Here is a 20,792-nt window from a genome sequence, read left to right as displayed (position 1 = left end):
ACGTTTTTTTGACTTTTGAACTTTTGACGCCTGGTTTTGCGTCAGAGTATTGACCTATTGGCTCGCATCCTAAACAATCGCCGCGCTGATGTCACATTGATATTTGCTTTTCGTCTGGTGTTTTTCAATGTGACTTGGATCACGTCTCGAGGCCCGGACTGAAAGCACCGTCCACAGGTGGCCTCGGATGTCCACACTCTCTTGTTTAGGAAGCCCAGAATTATGCGTTTGCGACTGTTCCACGCTCTGCCGCTTGCCTTGGCCTTCAACCTGCCTGTGCATGCCCAGACCCTCTCCGAAGCCATGCAATATGCGATGGCTATGCACCCGGAAATCCAGGCTGGTGTGAATGGTCGCCTGGCCGCTGACAAGCAACTCGATGCTGCCCGCGGCGGCTACCTGCCTTCGGTTGACCTGCTGGCCGGATATGGCCGTGAAGGCACCGACAACACCTCCACGCGTGCCGCCGGAAAAGGCGGGTTCGAGACCCTGAATCGTGGTGAATCGAGCCTGCGCCTGACTCAGATGGTGTTCGACGGTTTCGCCACGCAGAGCGAGGTCGGTCGCCAGCAGGCCACCGTCAACTCGCGCGCCTATGCGTTGCTCGGCACCTCCGAACGCACCGCGCTGGACGTTGCACAGGTCTACATCGACGTGCTGCGTCGCCAGGAAATGGTGCGTCTGGCTGAAGACAACCTGCGCAGCCACGAACGTATCTACGATCAGATCACCCTGCGCAGCCAGCGCGGTGTTGGTCGTCTGGCCGACCAGGATCAGGCCGAAGCCCGTCTGGCTCAGGCGCGCAACAACCTGCTCACCGAGCAGACCAACCTGGCCGATGCCCGCACCAACTTCTTCAGTGTCGTGGGTATGGATCCGGCTGAACTGGTCGAGCCGGCCGGTCTGCCGGGCCAGTTGCCGGGCACTCTGCAGGACGCGCGTCAGGCGCTGATGGCCAACAGCCCGATCCTGCGTTCGGCCGAGTCCGACGTGGTGGCAGCCGAGAAGCAGTACGAAGCAGCCAAGTCGCTGTTCTACCCGCGTTTCGACGCCGAGCTGTCGCGCAACGCCGACAATGACCTCGATGGCGTGAATGGCCACTCCAACGAATGGCAGGCCATGCTGCGCATGCGCTACAACCTGTTCGCTGGTGGCAGCAACAAGGCTGATCTGGAGGCCAAGTCCTACCAGGCCAACCAGGCGCTGGATATTCGCAACAACGCCCTGCGCGTGCTCAACGAAGACCTCGGTCTGTCCTGGAACGCCCTGAACAACGCCCGCGAACAGTTGCCGATCGCTCGCAACTACGTGGAGTACAGCACCCGTGTGCGTGAGTCGTACCAGAAGCAGTTCAGCATCGGTGAGCGTACGCTGCTCGATTTGCTCGACAGCGAGAACGAACTGTTCACCGCCTCGCGTCGCCTGAGTGACCTGCGTTACACCGAACTGTTTACTCAGTACCGCATCAAGGCCACCATGGGCGAACTGCTCAAGAGCCAGGGGGTTGTAGCGCCGATGGCAACCGTGGTTCAGTCCGAGCTCAAGCCTCAGGCAACACTGCCCGGCCTCAACTGATCGACCCGTTTCGCCTGTCGGGAGCCGTCTGGTTCCCGGCGGGCGTTCGAGTTTGTGGCCTGTGCAGCTCCGAAGAATCCCCAATTAGAGAGTCCTGGTGTGGATCCACAAGCCAGTCGCGTCGAAAGCCATTCCGATCCCCGTGGCCAGCATGATGATCCACTGCTGGACTCGCTTCTTTCCCTCTGCGTCCTGCACCGCAAGCCTGCCAACCGGGCCATGCTCACCAGCGGCCTGCCGCTGCCCAAGCAGCGCCTGACCGCCGAGCTGTTGCCGCGAGCGGCCGCGCGTGCCGGCCTGCAGGGGCGCCTGTTGCGCAGAAGCCTCGAGCAGATCCCGAAGATCGCCTTGCCCGCCCTGTTGCTATTAAAGGAAGGGCGCTGTGCGGTGCTGCTGGGCTGGAACGAGAAGGGCCAGGCGCGTCTGCTGCTCAGCGAGAGCGACGGTGGCGAGGTGGTGGTCGCTCGCGATCTGCTCAATGACGATTACAGCGGCCAGGTGTTCTTCGCCCAGCCGCAGCACAAGTACGATCTGGATCAGGGCAGCCTGATCCCGCGTACGAAGTCCTGGTTCCGCGACACCCTCAAGCGCTCGCGCTGGCTGTACATGGATGCCGTCGCCGCCAGCCTGCTGATCAACCTGATCGGCCTCGGCGCGCCGTTGTTCGTGATGAACGTCTACGACCGCGTGGTGCCCAACCAGGCCGCTGCAACCCTCTGGGTGCTGGCCATCGGCATCTGCGGCGCCTACATCTTCGACCTGCTGCTCAAGACCATGCGCGGGTTGTGCCTCGATCTGGCCGGCAAGAAGACCGACCTGATCATCTCCGCCACGCTGTTCGAGCGCATCGTCGGCATGGCCATGAAGCACCGTCCGCAGCGGGTCGGCAGCTTCGCTCAGAACATCCACGAGTTCCAGACGCTGCGCGACTTCCTCGCCTCGCTGACGCTGACCAGTGTCATCGATCTGCCGTTCACCCTGCTGATCCTCCTGGTGATTGGCCTGCTCGGCGGGCATCTGGTCTGGGTGCCGCTGCTGGCCTTCCCGCTGGCCATGGGCATCAGCTGGCTGCTGCAGAAACCGCTGGTGGCGACCATGGATCGCACCATGGCCCTGGCCGCCGAGCGTCAGTCGAGCCTGATCGAGACCCTCGCCGGCCTCGACGCGGTGAAGGTCAACAACGCCGAGAGCGACCGCCAGTACCTCTGGGAGCAGACCATTGGCACCCTCGGGCGTCTGGAGCTGCGGGTGAAGATGCTCTCCAGCCTGGCGATGAACCTGACCCTGCTGATCCAGCAACTGGCTGGCGTGGTGATGATCGTCGCCGGTGTCTACCTGATCATGGCCGGCGACCTCAGCATGGGCGGGCTGATCGCCTGCTACATGCTCAACGGCCGCGCACTCGGCCCGCTGAGCCAACTGTCGGGGTTGTTCACCCGTTATCAGCAGGCGCGCCTGACCATGCTCAACGTCGACCAGATGATGGACTTGCCGCAGGAACGGCAAGAGGGCGAGCAGCCGCTGGTGCGTGCCAAGCTGCAGGGCAGTCTGGAACTGCGCCAGGTCAGCTTCACCTACCCGCACCAGCAGACTCCGGCGCTCAGCGAGATCAACCTGATCGTCCGTCCGGGCGAGAGGATCGGCATCATCGGCCGCAGCGGCTCGGGCAAGAGTTCGCTGGCCAAGCTGATCGTCGGCCTGTACCAGGCCGATGCCGGCAGCCTGCTGGTCGATGGCACCGACATCCGCCAGCTGGATGTCAGCGAGCTGCGCCACAACGTCGGTTACGTGCCGCAGGACATCCAACTGTTCAGCGGCAGCCTGCGCGACAACCTGATGGCAGGCGCGCGCTACGTCGAGGACGAGCTGGTGCTGCAGGCGGCGGAGCTGTCTGGCGTGCACGAGTTCGCCCGGCTGCACCCGCAGGGCTATGAGCTGCAGGTTGGCGAGCGCGGGCAAAACCTTTCCGGTGGCCAGCGGCAGAACGTCGCCCTGGCGCGCGCGCTGTTGCTCGACCCACCGATCCTGCTGCTCGACGAACCGACCAGCTCCATGGACAACCCGGGTGAGGAGCGCCTCAAGGAGCGCCTTGCTCCGGTAATCGCCAACAAGACCCTGTTGCTGGTCACGCACCGGGCCTCGATGCTGTCGCTGGTCGACCGCCTGCTGATCGTCGACCGTGGTCGCATCATCGCCGACGGGCCCAAGGCATCGGTCATGGAAGCACTGAAGAAGGGGCAGATCAGTGTCGCTTAACCCATTCTCGACGTTGCGTCAGTACTTCAAGGGCGGTGAGTCGTTGTCCGGCGAGCCCTTGCCCGAGGTGGACAAGGCCCTGGTGGAGGACGCCCCACGGGTGGTGCGTCTGACCATCTGGGTCTTGCTCGGCTTCGTCGCCTTCCTCGGCATCTGGGCGAATTACGCCGAGATCGACGAGGTCACCCGCGGCGAGGGCAAGGCGATCCCGTCCTCCAAATTGCAGAAGGTGCAGAACCTCGAGGGCGGCATCGTCTCCGAGCTGTTCGTGCGCGAAGGCCAGGTGGTGGAAATCGGGGCGCCGTTGCTGCGTCTGGATCCCACGCGTTTCGAATCCAACGTCGGTGAGACCGATGCCGATCGCAACGCCATGCAGTTGCGTGTCGAGCGCCTGAGCGCCGAGGTGGATGATCGCCCGCTGGTCGTCGCCGATTCCCTGCGCGCCGCGGCGCCAGCGCAGGCGGCCAGTGAAGAGGCGCTGTACCTCAGCCGTCGCCAGCAGCTCAACAATGAGGTTGGCGGCCTGGAGCAGCAACTGGTGCAGCGGCGTCAGGAACTGCAGGAGTTCATCTCCAAGCAGGCGCAATTCCGCAACAGTTTGCAGTTGCTGCGTCAGGAAATCGGCATTTCCGAGCCGCTGGTGGCAGAAGGCGCCATCTCCCGCGTCGAGGTGCTGCGCCTGCGCCGCGCCGAGGTGGAAACGCGCGGGCAACTGGATGCCACGACGCTGGCCATTCCGCGCGCGGAATCGGCAATCAAGGAAGTCGAGCAGAAGATCGCCGAAACCCGTTCGCGCTTTCGCAGCGAGGCGCTGGGCCAGCTCAACGAGGCGCGCACCGACCTGAACAAGGCCGAGGCGACCGGCAAGGCGCTGGAAGATCGGGTCAAGCGCACCCTGGTCACTTCGCCGGTGCGGGGCATTGTCAAGCAACTGCTGGTCAACACCATCGGCGGCGTGATCCAGCCCGGCAGCGACTTGGTGGAAATCGTGCCGCTGGACGACACCCTGCTGGTGGAGGCACGCATCCGCCCACAGGACATCGCCTTCCTCCATCCCGGGCAGCGCGCCATGGTCAAGTTCACTGCCTACGACTTCACCATCTATGGTGGGCTAGAGGCCGAGCTGGAGCAGATCGGCGCTGACACCGTCACCGACGAGGACGGCAACAGCTTCTACCTGATCAAGCTGCGCACGCGCAAAAGCCACCTGGGCAGCGACGAAAAACCGCTGCTGATCATCCCCGGCATGGTGGCCTCGGTCGACATCATGACTGGCAAGAAGAGCATCCTCAGCTACTTGCTCAAGCCCATCATCCGCGCCCGCGCCGAGGCCTTGCGCGAGCGCTGATCGAAGGCGTGGCGGGCGCCTTGCCCGCCAGCTCGCTCAGACGAACAACTGTTGAATGACCGAAAAGTCCTGCCTGCCCTTGCCCTGTTTGAGCAGCAGGCGATAGAGCTGCAGCGCCAGGGCGCCCATTGGCGCGCTGTTGCCGTTATGGCTGGCGGTTTCCTGGGCCAGGCCGAGGTCCTTGGCCATCAGCTCGGCCATGAAGCCGCCGCTGTAGCCGTTCGATGCCGGCGCGTTCTCCATCACGCCGGGCCAGGGGTTGTACTTCTCCAGCGTCCAGTTGCCGCCGGAACTCTGCCGCATGATCTCGGCCAGAACGGCTGGCTCCAGGCCGTTGGCCACGCCCATGGCCATGGCTTCGGCGGTGGCGATCATCTGCACCGCGAGCACCTGGTTGTTGCACACCTTGGCCACCTGACCGGCACCGTCCGGGCCGGCGTGGAAGATGTTGCGGCCTATGCTGGCGAGGATCGGCTGGGCTCTTTCCAGCGCCTGGGTTTCACCGCCGACCATAAAGGTCAGGGTGCCGGCCGCCGCGCCGCCGGTGCCGCCGGACACGGGCGCATCGAGCAGGGCGATGCCGCGTTCGCGGGCAGCGGCGTGCACCTTGCGCGCGGACTCCGGAGCGATGGTCGAACACTCGATGACCAGCGTGCCGGCCTTGAGCCGATCGAGCAGGCCGTCTTCGCCCAGGTACAGGCTTTCCACATGGCGGCTGGCCGGCAGCATGCTGATCACCACCTGCGCCTGATCGATGGCGTCTGCAGCACTGTCGGCCGCCACCGCACCCTCGCTGGCAAGGCTATCGACGGCGCTGCGCACCAGGTCGAAGACTTTCAGCGGGTAGCCCGCCTTGAGCAGGTTACGGGCCATGGGCAGGCCCATGTGGCCGAGGCCGATAAAGGCGATCTGGGTCATGTTGGTTCTCCTTTTCTTGTTGTCAGCGCTTGAACAGATCGTTGAGCTCGGCGAAGTGTGCCGCCTCCCTGGCGAAGCCAGCATCGCCCTGACGCAGCGCGCGTGCGGCCTGCAGGAAGCCGCCAAAGGCCGCGCGCGCCAGGCTGGAGCCGACGCTGACGCGGCGCACGCCCAGCTCGGCCAGGTCATCCAGTGTCAGTGCGCTGCTGGACAGCCCCAGCAGCACGTTGACCGGGCGCGGTGCCACGGCTCGCACCACGGCATCGATCTGCGCGCGAGTAGTCAGGCCGGGGGCATAGAGCACGTCGGCGCCGGCTTCGGCATAGGCTTCCAGGCGGCGCAAGGTATCGGTCAGGTCTTCGCGCCCGTGCAGGAAGTTTTCCGCACGGGCGCAGAGGGTGAAGGGGAAGGGCAGGCTGCGTACGGCCGCCACCGAGGCGCGGATGCGCTCGACCGCCAACTCCAGCGGATAGATGGGGGCCTGCGGGTTGCCGCTGGCATCCTCGATGGAACCGCCGACCAGCCCGCAGGCAGCGGCCTGCAGCAGGGTATCGGCGCAGCCCAGCGGCTCGTCGGCGAAGCCGTTTTCCAGGTCGGCTGCCACCGGCAGTGGCGTGGCCTCGACGATGGCGCGGGCATTGGTCAGGGTGTCTTCGCGACTGATCAGGCCTTCGCCATCGACGCGCCCGAGGCTGAAGGCCAGGCCGGCGCTGGTGGTGGCCGGCGCTTCGAAACCGAGCGCCGCGAGGATCTTCGCCGAGCCGGCATCCCAGGGATTGGGTAGTACCAGCAGCTCGTCACGTTGGTGCAGGGCCTGGAAGGCCAGGGCTTTTTGCTGCTGCGTGTCGGCCATGCCGTCGCTCCTTGGTAAGTGGTTGCAGCTCTTCAGGTCGCGGCTAAAGCCCCTCCCGCAAAAGCGTGTAGCCCGGATGCAATCCGGGGCGTTTCGTGCAACCCGATTCCCGGATTGCATCCGGGCTACGCATGGGGTGCACGGCCTTCTACAAATCCGCCAATGGATGCTCACCGTCCCAGGCCGGGGCGAAGTGCTCGTCGATCACGGCTGCCGGGATTGCAGCCACGTCCGGCCAATGCCAGTGCGGCATCTGATCCTTGTCGATCAGGCGCGCGCGTACGCCCTCGGGGAATTCCGGGTGACGGCAGCAGTTCAGGCTCATGGCGTATTCCATGCGGAATACCTCGGCCAGCGACTGGTGGCGGGCGCGGCGGATCTGCTCCCAGACCAGGTGCGCGGTCAGCGGGCAGCCGTGGGCCAGGGTCTTGGCGGCGCGGGCGAGCGGGGCATCGTCGTCCTCTTGCAGGGCGCTGAGCGCCTGCACGGCAGCCGGCAGGTCGGCGAAATCGAGCAGCGCGTCGATACGCTCGCGGCGTGGCAGCCATTGCGCGGCGGGCAGTTCGCTGCGCGCCTCGCTTTCCAGCGCGCGCAGCAAGCTGTGCAACTGGGCGTTGGGCTGCTCGCGCCAGTTCAGTTGCACCAGGCCGTCGAGCAGGGCGTTCTGCTGGTCGTCGCGTAGGAAGCGGTCGGCCAGGTTTAGATCCAGCGCGTCGCGGGCGTTGATGCTGGCGGCGGTGAGGCCGAGGAACAGGCCCAGGCGACCCTGCAGGCGGGCGAGGAACCAACTGCCGCCGACATCCGGGTACAGGCCGATGTTGATTTCCGGCATGCCCAGGCGGCTGCTCGGGGTGACGATGCGGATGCCGGCGCCCTGCATCAGGCCCATGCCGCCGCCCAGTACGTGACCATGCGCCCAGCAGATGAAGGGCTTGGGGTAGGTGTGGATGCGGTAATCGAGGCGGTATTCGTCGGCGAAGAAGCGCCGCGCCAGCGGCGGCACCTCGCCGGGATGTTCGCGGCACTGGTGCACGAGCTGCACCACGTCGCCGCCGGCGCAGAAGGCCTTGGCGCCGTTGCCGCGTAGCACCACGCAGGCGATCTCGGGGTCATCGGCCCAGGCCTGCAAGCGTGCACCGAGCGCCTCGATCATCGGCAGGGAGAGGGCGTTGAGGCTCTTCTCGGCATCCAGGCTGGCGATGCCGATGCGGTAGCCATGCAGGCTGGGGCGTTCTTCGAATTGCAGGTTCATGCGTGTTTCCCGCGTAGGGTGGATGGCGCTTTGTCCATCCACCGCGTGTGTTGTGGTGGACGTGAAAGGCGACGTCCACCCTACGAGCGTGCTTACTTGTTGCGCCACTGCGGATCGCGTTTTTCCAGGAAGGCGTTGACGCCTTCGCGGGTGTCGTCGGCGTCGAACAGGTCGACGAAGCGCTCGCGCTCCTCCGGCAGCCAGGTGTTCGGGCCGCGCTGGCGGGCGCCCTGGATCAGCGGCTTGATGGTGCGCACCGCCACCGGGCTCTGCCGCGCCACCTTGGAGGCCAGCAGCAGGGCGGTGCCGCGTGCCTCTCCGGTGTCCACCACCTGCTCGACCAGGCCGATGCGCAGGGCAGTGTCGGCGTCGATGCGTTCGCCGCAGAGGATCATGCGCTTGGCCCAGCCTTCGCCGACCAGCCAGGGCAGTGCCTGGGTGCCACCGGCGCAGGGCAACAGGCCGACGGCGGCTTCCGGCAGGGCCATCTGTGCCTGACGCTCGGCGATACGGATGTCGCAGGCCAGGGCGCATTCGAGGCCACCGCCCATGGCGTAGCCGTTGATCGCGGCGATGGAGACGCCACGAAAATCGCGCAGGGTCTCGAAGGCTTCGCCGAAGCGTCGCGCCATTTCTCGGGCACGGGCCTTGTCGCCATCGGCGAACATGTTCAGGTCGGCGCCGGCGGAAAAGAACTTTGGCCCCTGGCCAGTCACCACCAGGGCGTACACCTCGTCGTCACGGTTGAGGTGCTCGATCACCTGCTTGAGGCCGATCAGCGAGTCACGATCCCAGGTGTTGGCCGGCGGGTGGTTGATGGTGATCAGCGCGGTGTGGCCGTGCTTCTCCACGGTGAGCTTGTGAGTCAGGTCGAAGATGCCGGATTTGTAGGTTTCCAGTGCAGTGCTCATGGTCGTCCTCGATATTCATCATTGCCGTAGGAGCGAGCTCTGCTCGCGAACATCGCTCGCACCTAACTGGGGTTACTACTACAGCAGGCGATCGAGCATGCCGCCCTGCAGAAGCAGGCGGCGGGCGACGATCACCCGCATGATTTCGTTGGTGCCTTCCAGGATCTGGTGCACGCGGGCGTCGCGCACCCAGCGCTCCAGCGGATAGTCGTTGAGGTAGCCATAGCCGCCATGCAGTTGCAGGGCTTCGTTGCACACCGCGAAGCAGTGGTCGGTGGCGAAGCGCTTGGCCATGGCGCAATACAGGCTGGCTTCACCGTGGCCGTGATCGAGTTTGTGCGCGGCCAGGCGCACCATCTGCCGGCTGGCGGTCAGATCCGTGAGCATGTCGGCGAGCTTGAACTGCAGGGCCTGGAACTGGCTGAGCGGCTTGCCGAACTGCTTGCGTTCCTCGACGTAGCGCAGGCTCTGTTCCAGCGCCGCCTGAGCGGCACCGAGCGAGCAACTGGCAATATTCAGACGGCCACCATCGAGGCCCTTCATCGCGTAGACGAAGCCTTCGCCTTCCGGGCCGATACGGTGACTGGCGGGAATGCGCACGCCCTCGAAGGTGATGGTGCGGGTCGGCTGCGCCTTCCAGCCCATCTTGTCCTCGTTGCGCCCGTAGCGCACGCCGGGGGCATCGGCCGGCACCAGGAAGCAGGAGATGCCCTTGGCGCCGTCTTCGCCGCTGCGCGCCATGACGATCAGCACATCGGTGCTGCCGGCGCCGGAGATGAAACACTTGCTGCCGTCGATCACGTACTCGTCGCCATCGCGGCGGGCGCGGGTGCGCAGGTTGGCCGCGTCGGAGCCAGCGTCCGGTTCGGTCAGGCAGTAGGAAGCCAACGACTGGCCGCTGATCAGCCCAGGCAGCCAGGCGTCCTTGAGCGCCGGGTCGGCGAAGCTGGCGAGCATCCAGGTGGCCATGTTGTGGATGGTCAGGTAGGCGGTGGTGGCGACGCAGCCGGCCGCCAGTTGCTCGAAGATCAGCGCGCTGGACAGCCTGGACAGGCCCAGACCGCCATCCTCTTCGGCGATGTACAGGGCCAGGTAGCCCTGTTCGGCGGCGCGGCGAATCACCTCGACGGGGAAGTGGTGGTCGCGATCCCAGTCGGCGGCGTGGGGCGCCAGCTCCCGCGTGGCGAAGGCGCGGGCGCTGTCGGTGAGCAGGCGTTGTTCATCACTGAGTTCGAAGTCCATGGCATCTCATTGCAAGGTCAGGGGTTGGCCGCCGGCCTCGCGCTCGGCCTGCCAGTCGGCGAGGCTGGGCAGCGCCGTGCTGGCGTCGAGGCGGTCGACGATTTCGAAGTAGTCCTGCTTGAGCGGATCCTTGAGCACCTCGTCACGTGACTTGACCTTCACTGCGTAGACGGTCTGCAGGTTCTGGTGATCGAAGGTGCGCCATTGCTGCTCGTCTTTCAGCAGGCTGTAGCGGTGGCCTTCCAGCGCCTTGATCAGCGCTTCGCTGTCGAGGCTGTTGGCGCGCTTGGCGGCATCGGCCCATTGCTGGACGATGCTGTAGGCCGAGGCGGCTGAGCTGGAGGGGTACATCTGATAGCGGGTCTTGAAGGCCTCGACGAAGGCTTCACCGCGCGCGGATTTCTCCAGCGCCGGCACACGCCAGGTCCAGGGCTCGGTACCGATCACGCCCTGCATCAGGCTGGGGCCGGCCTGTTCGACGATGCTCTGGGTCAGGTTGGGCGCGATGATCTGCATGCGTTCGGTCAGGCCCATGTCCTTGGCGATGCGCATGGCGCGCACCAGATCCTCACCGAACAGCACTAGGGCGAGAATGTCGGCTTTGCTGGACGCGGCCTGGGTCAGGGCATCGGTGTAGTCGGCCAGGCGTGCGCCAGGGAAGGGCACGCGTACGCCGGCATGCTGGCCAGGGTCATTGCTGGCGGTGGCGTGGCGCAGCGAAGCTTCGGTGGTATGACCCCAGGTGTAGTCGGCAGTGACATAGAAATAGCGCTTGTTCGGCAAGGTTTTGCTCAGGTACTGGCCAAGCACCTGGGCGCTCATCCAGGCGTTGTTGCACTCGCGGAACATGTAGCGGTGGCCGTCCTTGCCGGTGGTGTCGTTGGAGTAGGTGAGGGTGCCGAAATACAGCAGGCCGTGCTCCTTGGCGCGCTTGCCGGCGGCGATGGCCACCGCGCTGGATGAGCCGCCAAAGAGCATCGACGCGCCTTCGGCAGCCAGCTTGTCGACGTTCTTCACCGCTTTGGCCGGGCGCGAGGCAGTGTCCTTGCTGGACAGGCGCAAGGGCCGGCCCAGCACACCGCCAGCGGCGTTGATTTCATCGATGGCCAGCAGGGCTCCACGCATCTGCGCCAATCCCTCCTCTTTATACGGGCCGGTGCGCGGGTAGTTGAGCCCGAGGGTAATGGGCTCGGCAGCCTGCGCACCGGCGGTGATCGTGGCCCACAGGGCCAGGACGGCGGACAGTCGGCGCATTGCAGTCTCCTTTTGTTTTTGTTCTGCAGACTACGTTGTACGCCGCTTGTCCGGCCTGGGTGATTGTCTTTTCGTATAACGGCTACGTCGTTCTCATTTCAATTGGATGGTCATGTTCGGCCCGGCCTCCAGCGGTGTGTCGTCGAACCAGCGGCTGGTGACCGTCTTGGTCTCGGTGTAGAAGCGCACCGCCTGTTTGCCGTAGGCGTGCAGGTCGCCGTAGAACGAGCCTTTCCAGCCGGTGAAGGAGAAGAACGGCAGCGGCACCGGAATCGGCACGTTGATGCCGACCTGGCCGACCTCAATCGCATGCTGGAAGTGCCGCGCGGCGCCGCCGGAGCGGGTGAACAGGCTGGTGCCGTTGCCGTAGGGGCTGGCGTTGACCAGCGCGATGGCGGCTTCGAGGGTATCGACCTCCATGCACACCAGCACCGGGCCGAAGATTTCCTCGCGGTACAGGCTCATCTCCGTCGTCACGCCACGGAACAGCGTTGGCCCGACCCAGTTACCGTTCGGGTAATCCTCCACCGCGCACTGCGAACCATCGAGCAGGCACTCGGCACCTTCCGCCTTGCCCTGGTCGATCAGGTGCAGCACGCGCTGACGTGCCTGCGGGCTGATCAACGGGCCGTAGGCCGCGCCACTGTCCCGCCAGTGGCCGGGGCGCAGGGCGGCCATCTGCTCGGCCAGCTCGTCGATCCACTGCTTCGACTCGCCGACGAACACCGCCACACTGATGGCCATGCAGCGCTGCCCGGCGGCGCCGCAACTGGCGCCGAGCAGGTTGCTGAGCACCTGATCCTTGGGCGCGTCCGGCATGATCACCATATGGTTCTTGGCCCCGGCGAAGGCCTGCACGCGCTTCAGGTGCTGGGTGCCGGTGCGGTAGACATGTTGGCCCACGTTGACCGAGCCGACGAAGGAGATCGCGCGTACGGCCGGATGTACCAGTAGTGCATCGACCTGTTCGCGGCCACCATGCAGCACTTGCAGCACCCCAGCGGGCGCGCCGGCTTCGATGAACAGCTCGGCCAGGCGATTGGGCGTCAGCGGATCCTGTTCGGACGGTTTGAGGATGAAGGTATTACCGCAGGCGATGGCCAGTGGGAACATCCACAACGGAATCATCGCCGGGAAGTTGAACGGGGTGATGCCGACGCACACTCCCAGCGGCTGGATCCAACTGGCGGTGTCGATTTCGCGGGCGACGTTCTCCACCGTCTCGCCCATCATCAGGCTGGCGATATTGGCCGCATGCTCGGCCACTTCGATGCCACGCCAGACGTCGCCCTTGGCGTCGGCAAAAGTCTTGCCGGTTTCCTGGGCGAGGATTTGCGCCAGCTCGTCGTGATGCTCCTTGAGCAGGTGCTGGTAGCGCAGCATCAGGCGGGCTCGCTCCGATACCGGCACCTCGCGCCAGGCGAGGAAGGCCTTCTGCGCACTGGCGACTGCCGCCTCGATTTCCTCGGCAGTGGCCTTGGGCGCCAGGGCAATCACCTCCTGGGTGGCCGGGTCGGTGACTTCGATCAGATCCGTGGCCTGGCTTTGCTGCCATTGGCCGTCGATCAGTTGCGGCAGGGTATGGGGCATCGTGGCCTCCTGTTGTTCTTGTCTGTGCTCCGTTATAGCCCTTGGCGACGTACTTGTGGATTGACGATCTTGGTCATTGGATGGACGATCTTGGCATTCGATCTGCGAGTGTGAGGTGTGTATGGCGGTGCGTGTGGAAACCTCCAACTGGCCATTGCCGGTTGGCGGGCAGCGCTTCATCACACCACCGCGCCTGCGTCGCCTGCTGGCACGCCATGCCCTGAGTGCAGGCTGCTATCCATTGGCCATGGGCTTCTACCCGGAGGCTGCCGGGCATCAGATGCGGCGTGAGCGGCCGGAGGATCATCTGCTGATCTATTGCCGCTCGGGTGGCGGATGGTTGGAGGTGGGGGATGGACGATTCGAGATAATGGCTGGCGATTTGCTGGTGCTGCCCAGGGACATCGCACATGCCTATGGTGCCGACGCGCACAGCCCCTGGACGATTTACTGGGTGCACTTCGACGGCAGCCTCAGCGAGGACTTCCTGCGTCTGCTGGGTAAGCAGGTGTTGCGCCGCATCGGTGTGCAGCCGCGTCTGCTGGGCGATTTCGAAGCGCTGCTGGCCGTACAGCGCCAGGGTCTCAATGCCGTGCCCTTCATTCATGCCGCGCACCGTCTGCAGGCGATGCTTAGTTCATTGGCGGTGCTGCCGGCGCGGGTCAACCTCAAGTCCGGGCGGGTGCTGGATATCGAGGCCGTGCAGGCGGTGATGCGCGAGCACCTGCACGGCAGTCTCAACCTCGACGACCTGGCCGCGCAGTTCAAACTGTCGCGCTTTCACTTCGCCAAGACCTACCGCGCGCTGACCGGCCATGCGCCGATCCAGGACTTTATCCAGTTGAAGATGGCCCTGGCCTGCCGCCTGTTCGACCGCGGCGATATCGAGGTGCGTCAGGTGGCCGAGCAGTTGGGCTACGACGACCCGTATTACTTCTCACGGTTGTTTCGCAAGGTGGTGGGCATGGCGCCCAGTCATTACCGGGCGCTGCACCAGGGGTAGCAGGCCGTTTAAAAACTACCTGCGTTGGCAATACTGCGTTAAAAACGCCCTCGCGTGCGAGCCCAGTCAAAATGCTCATTTACAACACGTAAACTGCGCTTTTTCGGTCGTTTTTTCCTTGTCTTGCCTGCCTCGCCTACGTTTTTCAACGGCCTGCTAGCGGGCAGGTTTCAGGCGAGCAGGCGCTTCCACAGTTTGAGCCCGTCCGCCAATTCGTTGCGCAGCTCGGCAAGTGGGCGTTCCAGGCCCAGTTTGAGTTGGCTCGGCTGCGGCTCGGTGAACTCGTCCGCCGTTTGCAGGGCGCTGGCCAGCAGCACCAGATCGGCCAAGTCGGCTGCGCCTTCGTGCGAGCGTTGCAGTTGACCTTGCAGGCGTGCGCATTCGATCACCGCCGAGGGCAATTGCCAGCGCGTCAGGATCAGTGCACCGACATCCCCTGAAAGCGCTTCGCACAGCCCATGCAGGGATTCGGCGTCGCGTGGCAGATCCGGCCAGTGCTCGAGCTCCGACAGCAGCGGCAGGCTGCCGATGTCCTGCAGCAGCCCGCCGAGCATGGCGTCGTCCATGGAGAAGCCGATGTGTTGTGCCAGTACGGCGCAATAGGCGGCCCGTTCGCGGGCATGCTTCCAGCGCGCGCGGAAGGCCTGTTGCAGTGCGGCGTCCTGGCTAGTGAAGAGGTGTTGCAGGCTGAAGCCCAGCACCAGGTCGGCCAATTGCCGGGTACCGAGGCGGCCGAGTAGGTCGCGCAGCGAGGTGCAGGCGCGGTTACCGCGCAGCAGCGGTGTGTTGGAGAACTGCATCAGATAGGCGGCCAGGGGCGGATCTCCATTGATCACCCGGGTCAGCTGTTCCAGTGACGTGTGTGGGTCATCGAGTAGTTTGCGAATGCGCACGGCGGCTTCGGGCATCTGCGGAATCTTCGCTTCGCCTTTGAGAAAACGGTTGAGTAACGCGAGGCGCAGAGTATCGGCGGTGGTCGGCATTGGCTTCGGGGGCGTTCTCGGTAGTTATGGTTTGAAGGCTAGCAAAGCATCATTGAGTTTGCCGGGTCAGCCTTCCTTGACTTGCCGCAACCCCTTCTCTAGCGTGCCTGCACTTGTGAAGACTCAGGCAGGAAAAGCGGATGACCGACGATCGCATCAAACTCGAAGCCAGCTGGAAGGACGCGCTGCGCGAGGAGTTCGACAAGCCCTACATGCAGGAGCTGCGCGAGTTCCTGCGGGCGGAGAAAGCGGCCGGCAAGGAGATCTACCCGCCGGGCCCGCTGATCTTCAATGCGCTCAACTCCACGCCGCTGGACAAGGTGAAGGTGGTGATCATCGGCCAGGATCCCTACCACGGCCCGGGCCAGGCCCATGGCCTGTGCTTCTCGGTACAGCCTGGTGTGCAGACGCCGCCGTCGCTGGTCAACATCTACAAGGAACTCAAGCGCGACCTGAACCTCGACATCCCCGCGCACGGCTATCTGCAAAGCTGGGCCGACCAGGGCGTGCTGCTGCTCAACACCTCGCTGACGGTGGAGCGCGCTAACGCCGGCTCGCATGCCAAGATGGGCTGGCAGTTCTTCACCGACCGGGTGATCGAGGTGGTCAGCGCGCATCAGGACAAGCTGGTATTCATGCTCTGGGGTAGCCATGCGCAGAGCAAGCAGCGCCTGATCGACCCGACCAAGCACCTGGTGCTGCGCTCGCCACATCCATCGCCGCTGTCGGCGCATCGCGGCTTCATCGGCAACGGCCACTTCAGCCGCTGCAACCAGTTCCTCAGCCAGAACGGCCTGACGCCCATCGACTGGCAACTGCCGCCGCTCTGATCGTCAATCCGCGCTGGCCACGGACTCGTCGGCCTGGCAACGCTGCGCTGCGAGGTCATCGTGCAGGGCATTCAGGCGGCTGTCGGCACGGGCTAGCTGATCGGAGTCGGCCTGGCGGATGAGTGCGACGAACAACTGCACCAACGCCTCGCGGTTGGCTGCATGGCTGGCTCGATAGGCTTCTGTATAGAAGCGCTCGCGCGCCTGCAGCAAGGCTTCCAGGCGTGGCGCGAAGCTGTCGCTGCGCCGCGCGTCCAGCGTCTCGCGCAGCGCCTGTTGCCAGGTCAGGCGATTGTCCAGCCAGACCGCGTTCTGCGCGCCCAGCCGGTTGGCCCAGGCCTCGACGCTTTGCCGTTGTGGCGCATTCAAAGTGCCAAGCCAGGGCTCCAGGCGTTCATTCATGCGTTCTACGCGCAGCCTGATCTGCTCGGCTGGCGGCGGTGTCAGGAAGGTGTCGCGCAGCTCGGCATTCTGCTCGTCCAGTTCGGCGAACAGTTGCTCGACCTGGCGCGGGTTGAGGCCGCGCAGCAGTTCGGTGGTATGGGGTGTGACCTGCACGGCGATCCGTTGCAGGGCCTGCTCGAATTCGTCCAGCTGTTCGTTCAGACGCTGCGGATCCGGATCGTTCAGCAGCGCCTGGTTGTCACGCAGCCAGATCAGGTAGCGCGGCAGCTCCAGGCTGCAGTGCCAGCTCAGGTGCTGCTGCAGGCGTGGTTTGAGCCAGGCGCGCTGCTGGTCGTCGAGCGCCAGGTAGTCATTCAGCTTCCAGGGGATCAGCCAGTCGAGGTTGCGGTAGGCCAGGTCGACCCGGCTGCAGGCAACCAGCAGCACGGGCAGGCCCAACAGCGTCAGCCAGAACTTGTGCATGGGCGGTATCTCGCAAGGCGGGAGCCCCCGAGCCTACCGCCTTGGCCACGCAGGGCAAGGGGGCGGAAATATCCGCTAAAGAGTTGCCGGGTCACTCACGCTGCAGCGCGGCGCAGGACACATCGTAGTTTTGCTTGCAGGCGCTTTCGTACAGGCGCCGTGCCTGATCCGGGTCACGCGGCAGGCCGCCTTCGCCACGGCGATAGAGGTTGCCCAGTACGTGTTGCGCCATCGGATTACCGGCGGCGGCGGACTGGTTGAGATAGCGCAGCATCTCGCTCTGGTTGGCCAGCTCCGGGGCGTCGCGGCCGGTGTAGAGGTAGGCGAGGCTGACAGCTGCCATGGCATGCCCTTTGTCGGCGGCCTGCTTCCACCAGTACTCAGCCTGCTTGAGGTCTTTTACCGGCTGGCCGACGAAGTAACTGCTGCCCAGCTGGAACTGGCTCTCCAGATCGCCGCGCTGCGCTTGTTGGAGCAGCTTCTGCTGCACCTGTTGCTCCTGCGTCATCTCGCTAGCAGGCGCTTGCTCCTTGGGTTTTTCCTCGGGTTTCTGGCTGGCACAGCCGGCCAGTAGCGCCAGGGTGAACAGCGCGAGGGCTGGGTAGCGAAGTGGGTTATTCATGGGGGCTCCGGTTGGCAGATGTGGGGCATTAGGCCTCAGGCATACACCATAGTTCTCTCGAGTCCTTCACAGGCGAGCGATCACCTGCAATGCTGCCGCCTTCGTTCGATTCAGCGAGGCGTGCATGAAGATCAGTGCGGATTTCGACAGCGGCAATATCCAGGTCATCGACAGCAGTAACGCGCAGCGCGTGCTGCTGGCGATCCGCCCGGATCTGAACAGCTCGCACTTTCAATGGTTTCACTTTCAGGTCGCCGAACTTGCGGTCGGGCAGCGCTATGGATTCGTGCTGACCAACGCCGGACAGTCGGCCTACAACCATGCCTGGACGGGCTACCAGACCGCCGCCAGCTATGACGGCGAACACTGGTTCCGCGTGCCCACGCAGTTCGTCGACGGGCAACTCCGCTTCGAGCTGGTGGCCGAGCAGCCGCAGGTTCGTTTTGCCTATTTCGAACCCTACAGCCGCGCGCGGCATGATCAGTTGATCGCGCGCAGCCTGGCCGCCGGTGCCGAGCAGGTCGCCTGCGGCAAGAGCCTGGAGGGCCGCGACATCGAGTTGCTGCGCATCGGCGGGCGAGCTGCCCAGCCGCGCAAGCTATGGATCATCGCCCAGCAGCATCCCGGCGAGCACATGGCCGAGTGGTTCATGGAGGGGCTGATCGAGCGGCTGCTCGATGCCCAGGATGCGCAGATGGCCGAGCTGCTGGCGCAGGCCGATCTGTATCTGGTACCTAACATGAACCCGGACGGCGCCATTCGCGGCCACCTGCGTACCAACTTCGCCGGCCAGGATCTCAACCGCGCCTGGCAGTCAGCCGGTGCCGAGCGCAGCCCCGAAGTGTTGTTCGTGCTGGAGCAGATGCGGCGGATTGGCGTCGACTTGTTCCTCGATATCCATGGCGACGAGGAAATTCCCCACGTCTTCACCGCTGGTTGCGAGGGCAATCCGGGTTACACGTCGCGCCTGGCCGCACTGGAAGAAGAGTTTCGCTCGCGCCTGATGGCGGTCGGCGAGTTCCAGACGCGCTTCGGCTACCCGCGTGCCGAGCCGGGTCAGGCCAACCTGGCGCTGGCCTGCAATGCCGTGGGCCAGGCGTTCGATTGCCTGTCGTTCACCCTGGAGATGCCGTTCAAGGATCATGACGATAGCCCACAGCCACGCACCGGTTGGAACGGGGCGCGCTCCGCTCGCCTGGGACGTGACGTGTTGACGGTGCTGGCGCAGATGGTGACCCGCCTGCGCTGATAAGCACAGGCAGGTACGGCGGGACGCTTAGAACCTGTTCACGATCGTTCTCTGCTGCTTAATGAAATTGGTGGGCTGAAGCCCACCCTACGTAACTGGCCTGCAATGCCGTGGGCCAGGCGTTCGATTGCCTGTCGTTCACCCTGGAGATGCCGTTCAAGGATCATGACGATAGCCCCCAGCCGGACACCGGCTGGAACGGGGCGCGCTCCGCTCGCTTGGGGCGTGACGTGTTGACGGTGCTGGCGCAGATGGTGACCCGCCTGCGCTGATAAGCACAGGCCGGTACGGCGGGACGCTTAGAGCCTGTTTACGATCATTCTCTGCTGCTTAACGAAGTTGGTGGGTATCTACACCAGTTTTCAGGCAAAACTAGTAAAGATGATGAACAGGCTCTCAGAAGATGTAGTCGGTGGTCAGGAAGCTTGAATGCCGCCCCTGGATGATGCCGCTGAACAGCGCCTTGTTGGCCTCCTGGTCGCGGGTGGCCACCAGGGTGCGGATGGAGAACACGCGTAACGCGTCGTACACCGACAGGGTGCCCTCGGCCGAGTTCTTGCGCCCGTTGAACGGGTAGCTGTCCGGCCCGCGCTGGCACTGGGCGTTGACGTTGATGCGGCCGACCTGGTTGGCGAAGGCGTCGATCAACTGGCCGACCTGCGCTGGGTCGTTGCCGAACAGGCTGAGCTGCTGGCCGTAGTCGGAGTGCAGTACGTAGTCGATCACTTCCTCGATCTCGTCGTACGGCACCACTGGAATCAGCGGGCCGAACTGCTCCTCGTGGTACAGGCGCATGTCCGCGCTGACCGGGCTGAGCAGCGCCGGATAGAAGAAGGTCTCGCGCTGGCTGCCGCCGCCTTCGTTGATCACCTGGGCGCCCTTGCTCAGCGCGTCCTGCAGCAGGCCGTTCAGGTAGTCGACCTTGCCCGGCTCGGGCAGCGGCGTCAGGGCCACGCCTGGCTCCCAGGGCATGCCCGGCTTGAGCGCGGCGAGCTTGGCGCTGAAGCGTTCGAGGAAAGGCTGCAGCACGTCGCGGTGGACGAAGAGGATCTTCAGTGCGGTGCAGCGCTGGCCATTGAACGACAGGGCACCGGTCACGGCTTCTTCCACGGTGTTGTCCAGATCCACCTGCGGCAGGACGATGCCTGGGTTCTTCGCGTCCAGGCCGAGCACGGCGCGCAGGCGGTGCGGGCGCGGGTGTAGTTTTTTCAGGTCACTGGCGCCCTTGTTGGTGCCGATGAAGGCGAACACGTCGACCTTGCCGCTGGCCATCAGCGCGCTGACGGTGTCGCGGCCCTTGCCGTAGATGACGTTGATCACGCCCGGCGGGAAGCTGTCGCGGAAGGCTTCGAGCAGCGGGCGGATCAGCAGCACGCCGAACTTGGCCGGCTTGAACACCACGGTGTTGCCCATGATCAGCGCCGGGATCAGGGTGGTGAAGGTTTCGTTCAGCGGGTAGTTGTAGGGCCCCATGCACAGTGCTACGCCCAGCGGTGCGCGGCGGATCTGGCCGAGGGTGCCCTGTTCCAGCTCGAAGCGGCTGGAGCGACGGTCGAGCTTCTTCAGTTCGTCGATGGTGTCGACGATGTAGTCGCAGGTGCGGTCGAATTCCTTCTCGGCGTCTTTCAGGCTCTTGCCGATTTCCCACATCAGCAGGCGCACCACGACATCACGCTGCTGACGCATGCGCGCGAGGAAACTCTGCACATGACGAATGCGTTCGGCCACGCGCAGGTTGGGCCACAGACCCTGACCGTTGTCGTAGGCGCGTACGGCGGCGTCCAGGGCGGCGAGGGCTGCGTCGGCGTCCATCAGCGGGGCGCTACCGAGCACCACCTGCTCGACGCTGCCATCGTTCCGGGTCAGGCAGACCGGGCTGCGCACGCTGGCCAGAGGCCCTTCCCAGGTATGCAGTTCGCCATCGAGCAGGTATTCGCGTTGCTCGATCGGCGTGTCCAGGCGGTACTGCTCGGGTATCTGAGCGGCGCTGGGGAAGAGGGTGTCCAGGCGGTTCTCTGTGCTCATGGTTCCAGTCCTTT

Annotated in this window: 17 protein-coding genes and 1 pseudogene; 7 read left to right on the top strand and 11 right to left on the bottom strand. The window is 64.7% G+C overall.

What is annotated here, in order from left to right; translation table 11 throughout:
- Positions 1–222: 222 nt before the first annotated feature.
- The 3 genes from VC352_RS05170 to VC352_RS05160 all read left to right on the top strand — a co-directional run bounded on the left by VC352_RS05170 (position 223) and on the right by VC352_RS05160 (position 5,179).
- Complete coding sequence (locus VC352_RS05170; RefSeq protein WP_322978514.1) at positions 223–1,575, top strand: TolC family outer membrane protein; 1,353 nt, start codon at positions 223–225, stop codon at positions 1,573–1,575.
- Positions 1,576–1,674: 99 nt separating this feature from the next.
- Positions 1,675–3,831 (top strand): type I secretion system permease/ATPase, encoded by a 2,157-nt coding sequence (locus VC352_RS05165; RefSeq protein ID WP_322978513.1) that lies wholly within the window; start codon positions 1,675–1,677, stop codon positions 3,829–3,831.
- A complete protein-coding gene (locus VC352_RS05160) occupies positions 3,821–5,179 on the top strand; it encodes an HlyD family type I secretion periplasmic adaptor subunit (protein ID WP_322978512.1) in 1,359 nt (452 codons plus the stop codon). Before VC352_RS05165 ends, VC352_RS05160 begins: the two co-directional genes overlap by 11 nt.
- A 36-nt stretch (positions 5,180–5,215) precedes the next feature.
- On the opposite strand, the gene mmsB is transcribed toward VC352_RS05160, so the two are convergent.
- The 7 genes from mmsB to VC352_RS05125 all read right to left on the bottom strand — a co-directional run bounded on the left by mmsB (position 5,216) and on the right by VC352_RS05125 (position 13,199).
- Positions 5,216–6,097: a 3-hydroxyisobutyrate dehydrogenase gene (mmsB, locus tag VC352_RS05155; RefSeq protein ID WP_322978511.1), complete on the bottom strand. Its 882-nt coding sequence runs from the start codon at positions 6,095–6,097 to the stop codon at positions 5,216–5,218.
- 22 nt (positions 6,098–6,119) lie between these two features.
- Complete coding sequence (locus VC352_RS05150; protein ID WP_322978510.1) at positions 6,120–6,950, bottom strand: isocitrate lyase/phosphoenolpyruvate mutase family protein; 831 nt, start codon at positions 6,948–6,950, stop codon at positions 6,120–6,122.
- 148 nt (positions 6,951–7,098) lie between these two features.
- Positions 7,099–8,202: an enoyl-CoA hydratase/isomerase family protein gene (locus VC352_RS05145; protein WP_322978509.1), complete on the bottom strand. Its 1,104-nt coding sequence runs from the start codon at positions 8,200–8,202 to the stop codon at positions 7,099–7,101.
- Between the two features lie 92 nt (positions 8,203–8,294).
- Positions 8,295–9,113 (bottom strand): enoyl-CoA hydratase, encoded by an 819-nt coding sequence (locus VC352_RS05140; RefSeq protein ID WP_322978508.1) that lies wholly within the window; start codon positions 9,111–9,113, stop codon positions 8,295–8,297.
- A 78-nt stretch (positions 9,114–9,191) separates the two neighbouring features.
- A complete protein-coding gene (locus VC352_RS05135) occupies positions 9,192–10,355 on the bottom strand; it encodes an isobutyryl-CoA dehydrogenase (RefSeq protein ID WP_322978507.1) in 1,164 nt (387 codons plus the stop codon).
- 6 nt (positions 10,356–10,361) lie between these two features.
- Positions 10,362–11,609 carry a substrate-binding protein gene (locus VC352_RS05130; protein ID WP_322978506.1) on the bottom strand — a complete coding sequence of 416 codons (1,248 nt, stop codon included), beginning with the start codon at positions 11,607–11,609 and terminating at the stop codon, positions 10,362–10,364.
- Positions 11,610–11,702: 93 nt separating this feature from the next.
- A complete protein-coding gene (locus VC352_RS05125; RefSeq protein WP_322978505.1) occupies positions 11,703–13,199 on the bottom strand; it encodes a CoA-acylating methylmalonate-semialdehyde dehydrogenase in 1,497 nt (498 codons plus the stop codon).
- Positions 13,200–13,320: 121 nt separating this feature from the next.
- Here VC352_RS05125 and VC352_RS05120 point away from each other — a divergent pair, with 121 nt between their 5' ends.
- A complete protein-coding gene (locus VC352_RS05120; protein WP_322978504.1) occupies positions 13,321–14,202 on the top strand; it encodes an AraC family transcriptional regulator in 882 nt (293 codons plus the stop codon).
- A gap of 170 nt (positions 14,203–14,372) precedes the next feature.
- Here the strand turns inward: VC352_RS05120 and VC352_RS05115 are convergent, their stop codons facing one another.
- Positions 14,373–15,185, bottom strand: coding sequence for an HDOD domain-containing protein (locus tag VC352_RS05115; protein WP_322978503.1), 813 nt, complete (start codon positions 15,183–15,185; stop codon positions 14,373–14,375).
- Between the two features lie 140 nt (positions 15,186–15,325).
- On the opposite strand from VC352_RS05115, the gene ung reads away from it, so the two are divergent.
- Entirely contained in the window at positions 15,326–16,015 is a 690-nt protein-coding gene (gene ung / locus VC352_RS05110) for a uracil-DNA glycosylase (protein WP_322978502.1), read from the top strand.
- A gap of 3 nt (positions 16,016–16,018) precedes the next feature.
- Here ung and VC352_RS05105 read toward each other — a convergent pair whose 3' ends face one another.
- The gene (locus VC352_RS05105; RefSeq protein WP_322978501.1) at positions 16,019–16,882 is read right to left on the bottom strand and encodes a DUF6279 family lipoprotein; all 864 of its coding nucleotides are present in this window, start codon (positions 16,880–16,882) and stop codon (positions 16,019–16,021) included.
- Between the two features lie 91 nt (positions 16,883–16,973).
- Positions 16,974–17,504, bottom strand: coding sequence for a tetratricopeptide repeat protein (locus VC352_RS05100; protein WP_322978500.1), 531 nt, complete (start codon positions 17,502–17,504; stop codon positions 16,974–16,976).
- Between the two features lie 124 nt (positions 17,505–17,628).
- On the opposite strand from VC352_RS05100, the gene VC352_RS05095 reads away from it, so the two are divergent.
- Both VC352_RS05095 and VC352_RS05090 read left to right on the top strand, forming a co-directional pair.
- The gene (locus VC352_RS05095) at positions 17,629–18,753 is read left to right on the top strand and encodes a M14-type cytosolic carboxypeptidase (protein WP_322978499.1); all 1,125 of its coding nucleotides are present in this window, start codon (positions 17,629–17,631) and stop codon (positions 18,751–18,753) included.
- 95 nt (positions 18,754–18,848) lie between these two features.
- Positions 18,849–19,025: pseudogene (locus VC352_RS05090) on the top strand (hypothetical protein); the annotation flags it as partial.
- 124 nt (positions 19,026–19,149) lie between these two features.
- On the opposite strand, the gene VC352_RS05085 reads toward VC352_RS05090, so the two are convergent.
- Positions 19,150–20,778: an NADP-dependent glyceraldehyde-3-phosphate dehydrogenase gene (locus VC352_RS05085; protein WP_322978498.1), complete on the bottom strand. Its 1,629-nt coding sequence runs from the start codon at positions 20,776–20,778 to the stop codon at positions 19,150–19,152.
- Positions 20,779–20,792: the final 14 nt, after the last annotated feature.

The organism is Pseudomonas sp. C11, assembly GCF_034683865.1.
Lineage (GTDB): Bacteria > Pseudomonadota > Gammaproteobacteria > Pseudomonadales > Pseudomonadaceae > Aquipseudomonas.
This window is presented reverse-complemented; position numbering and strand designations above follow the sequence as displayed.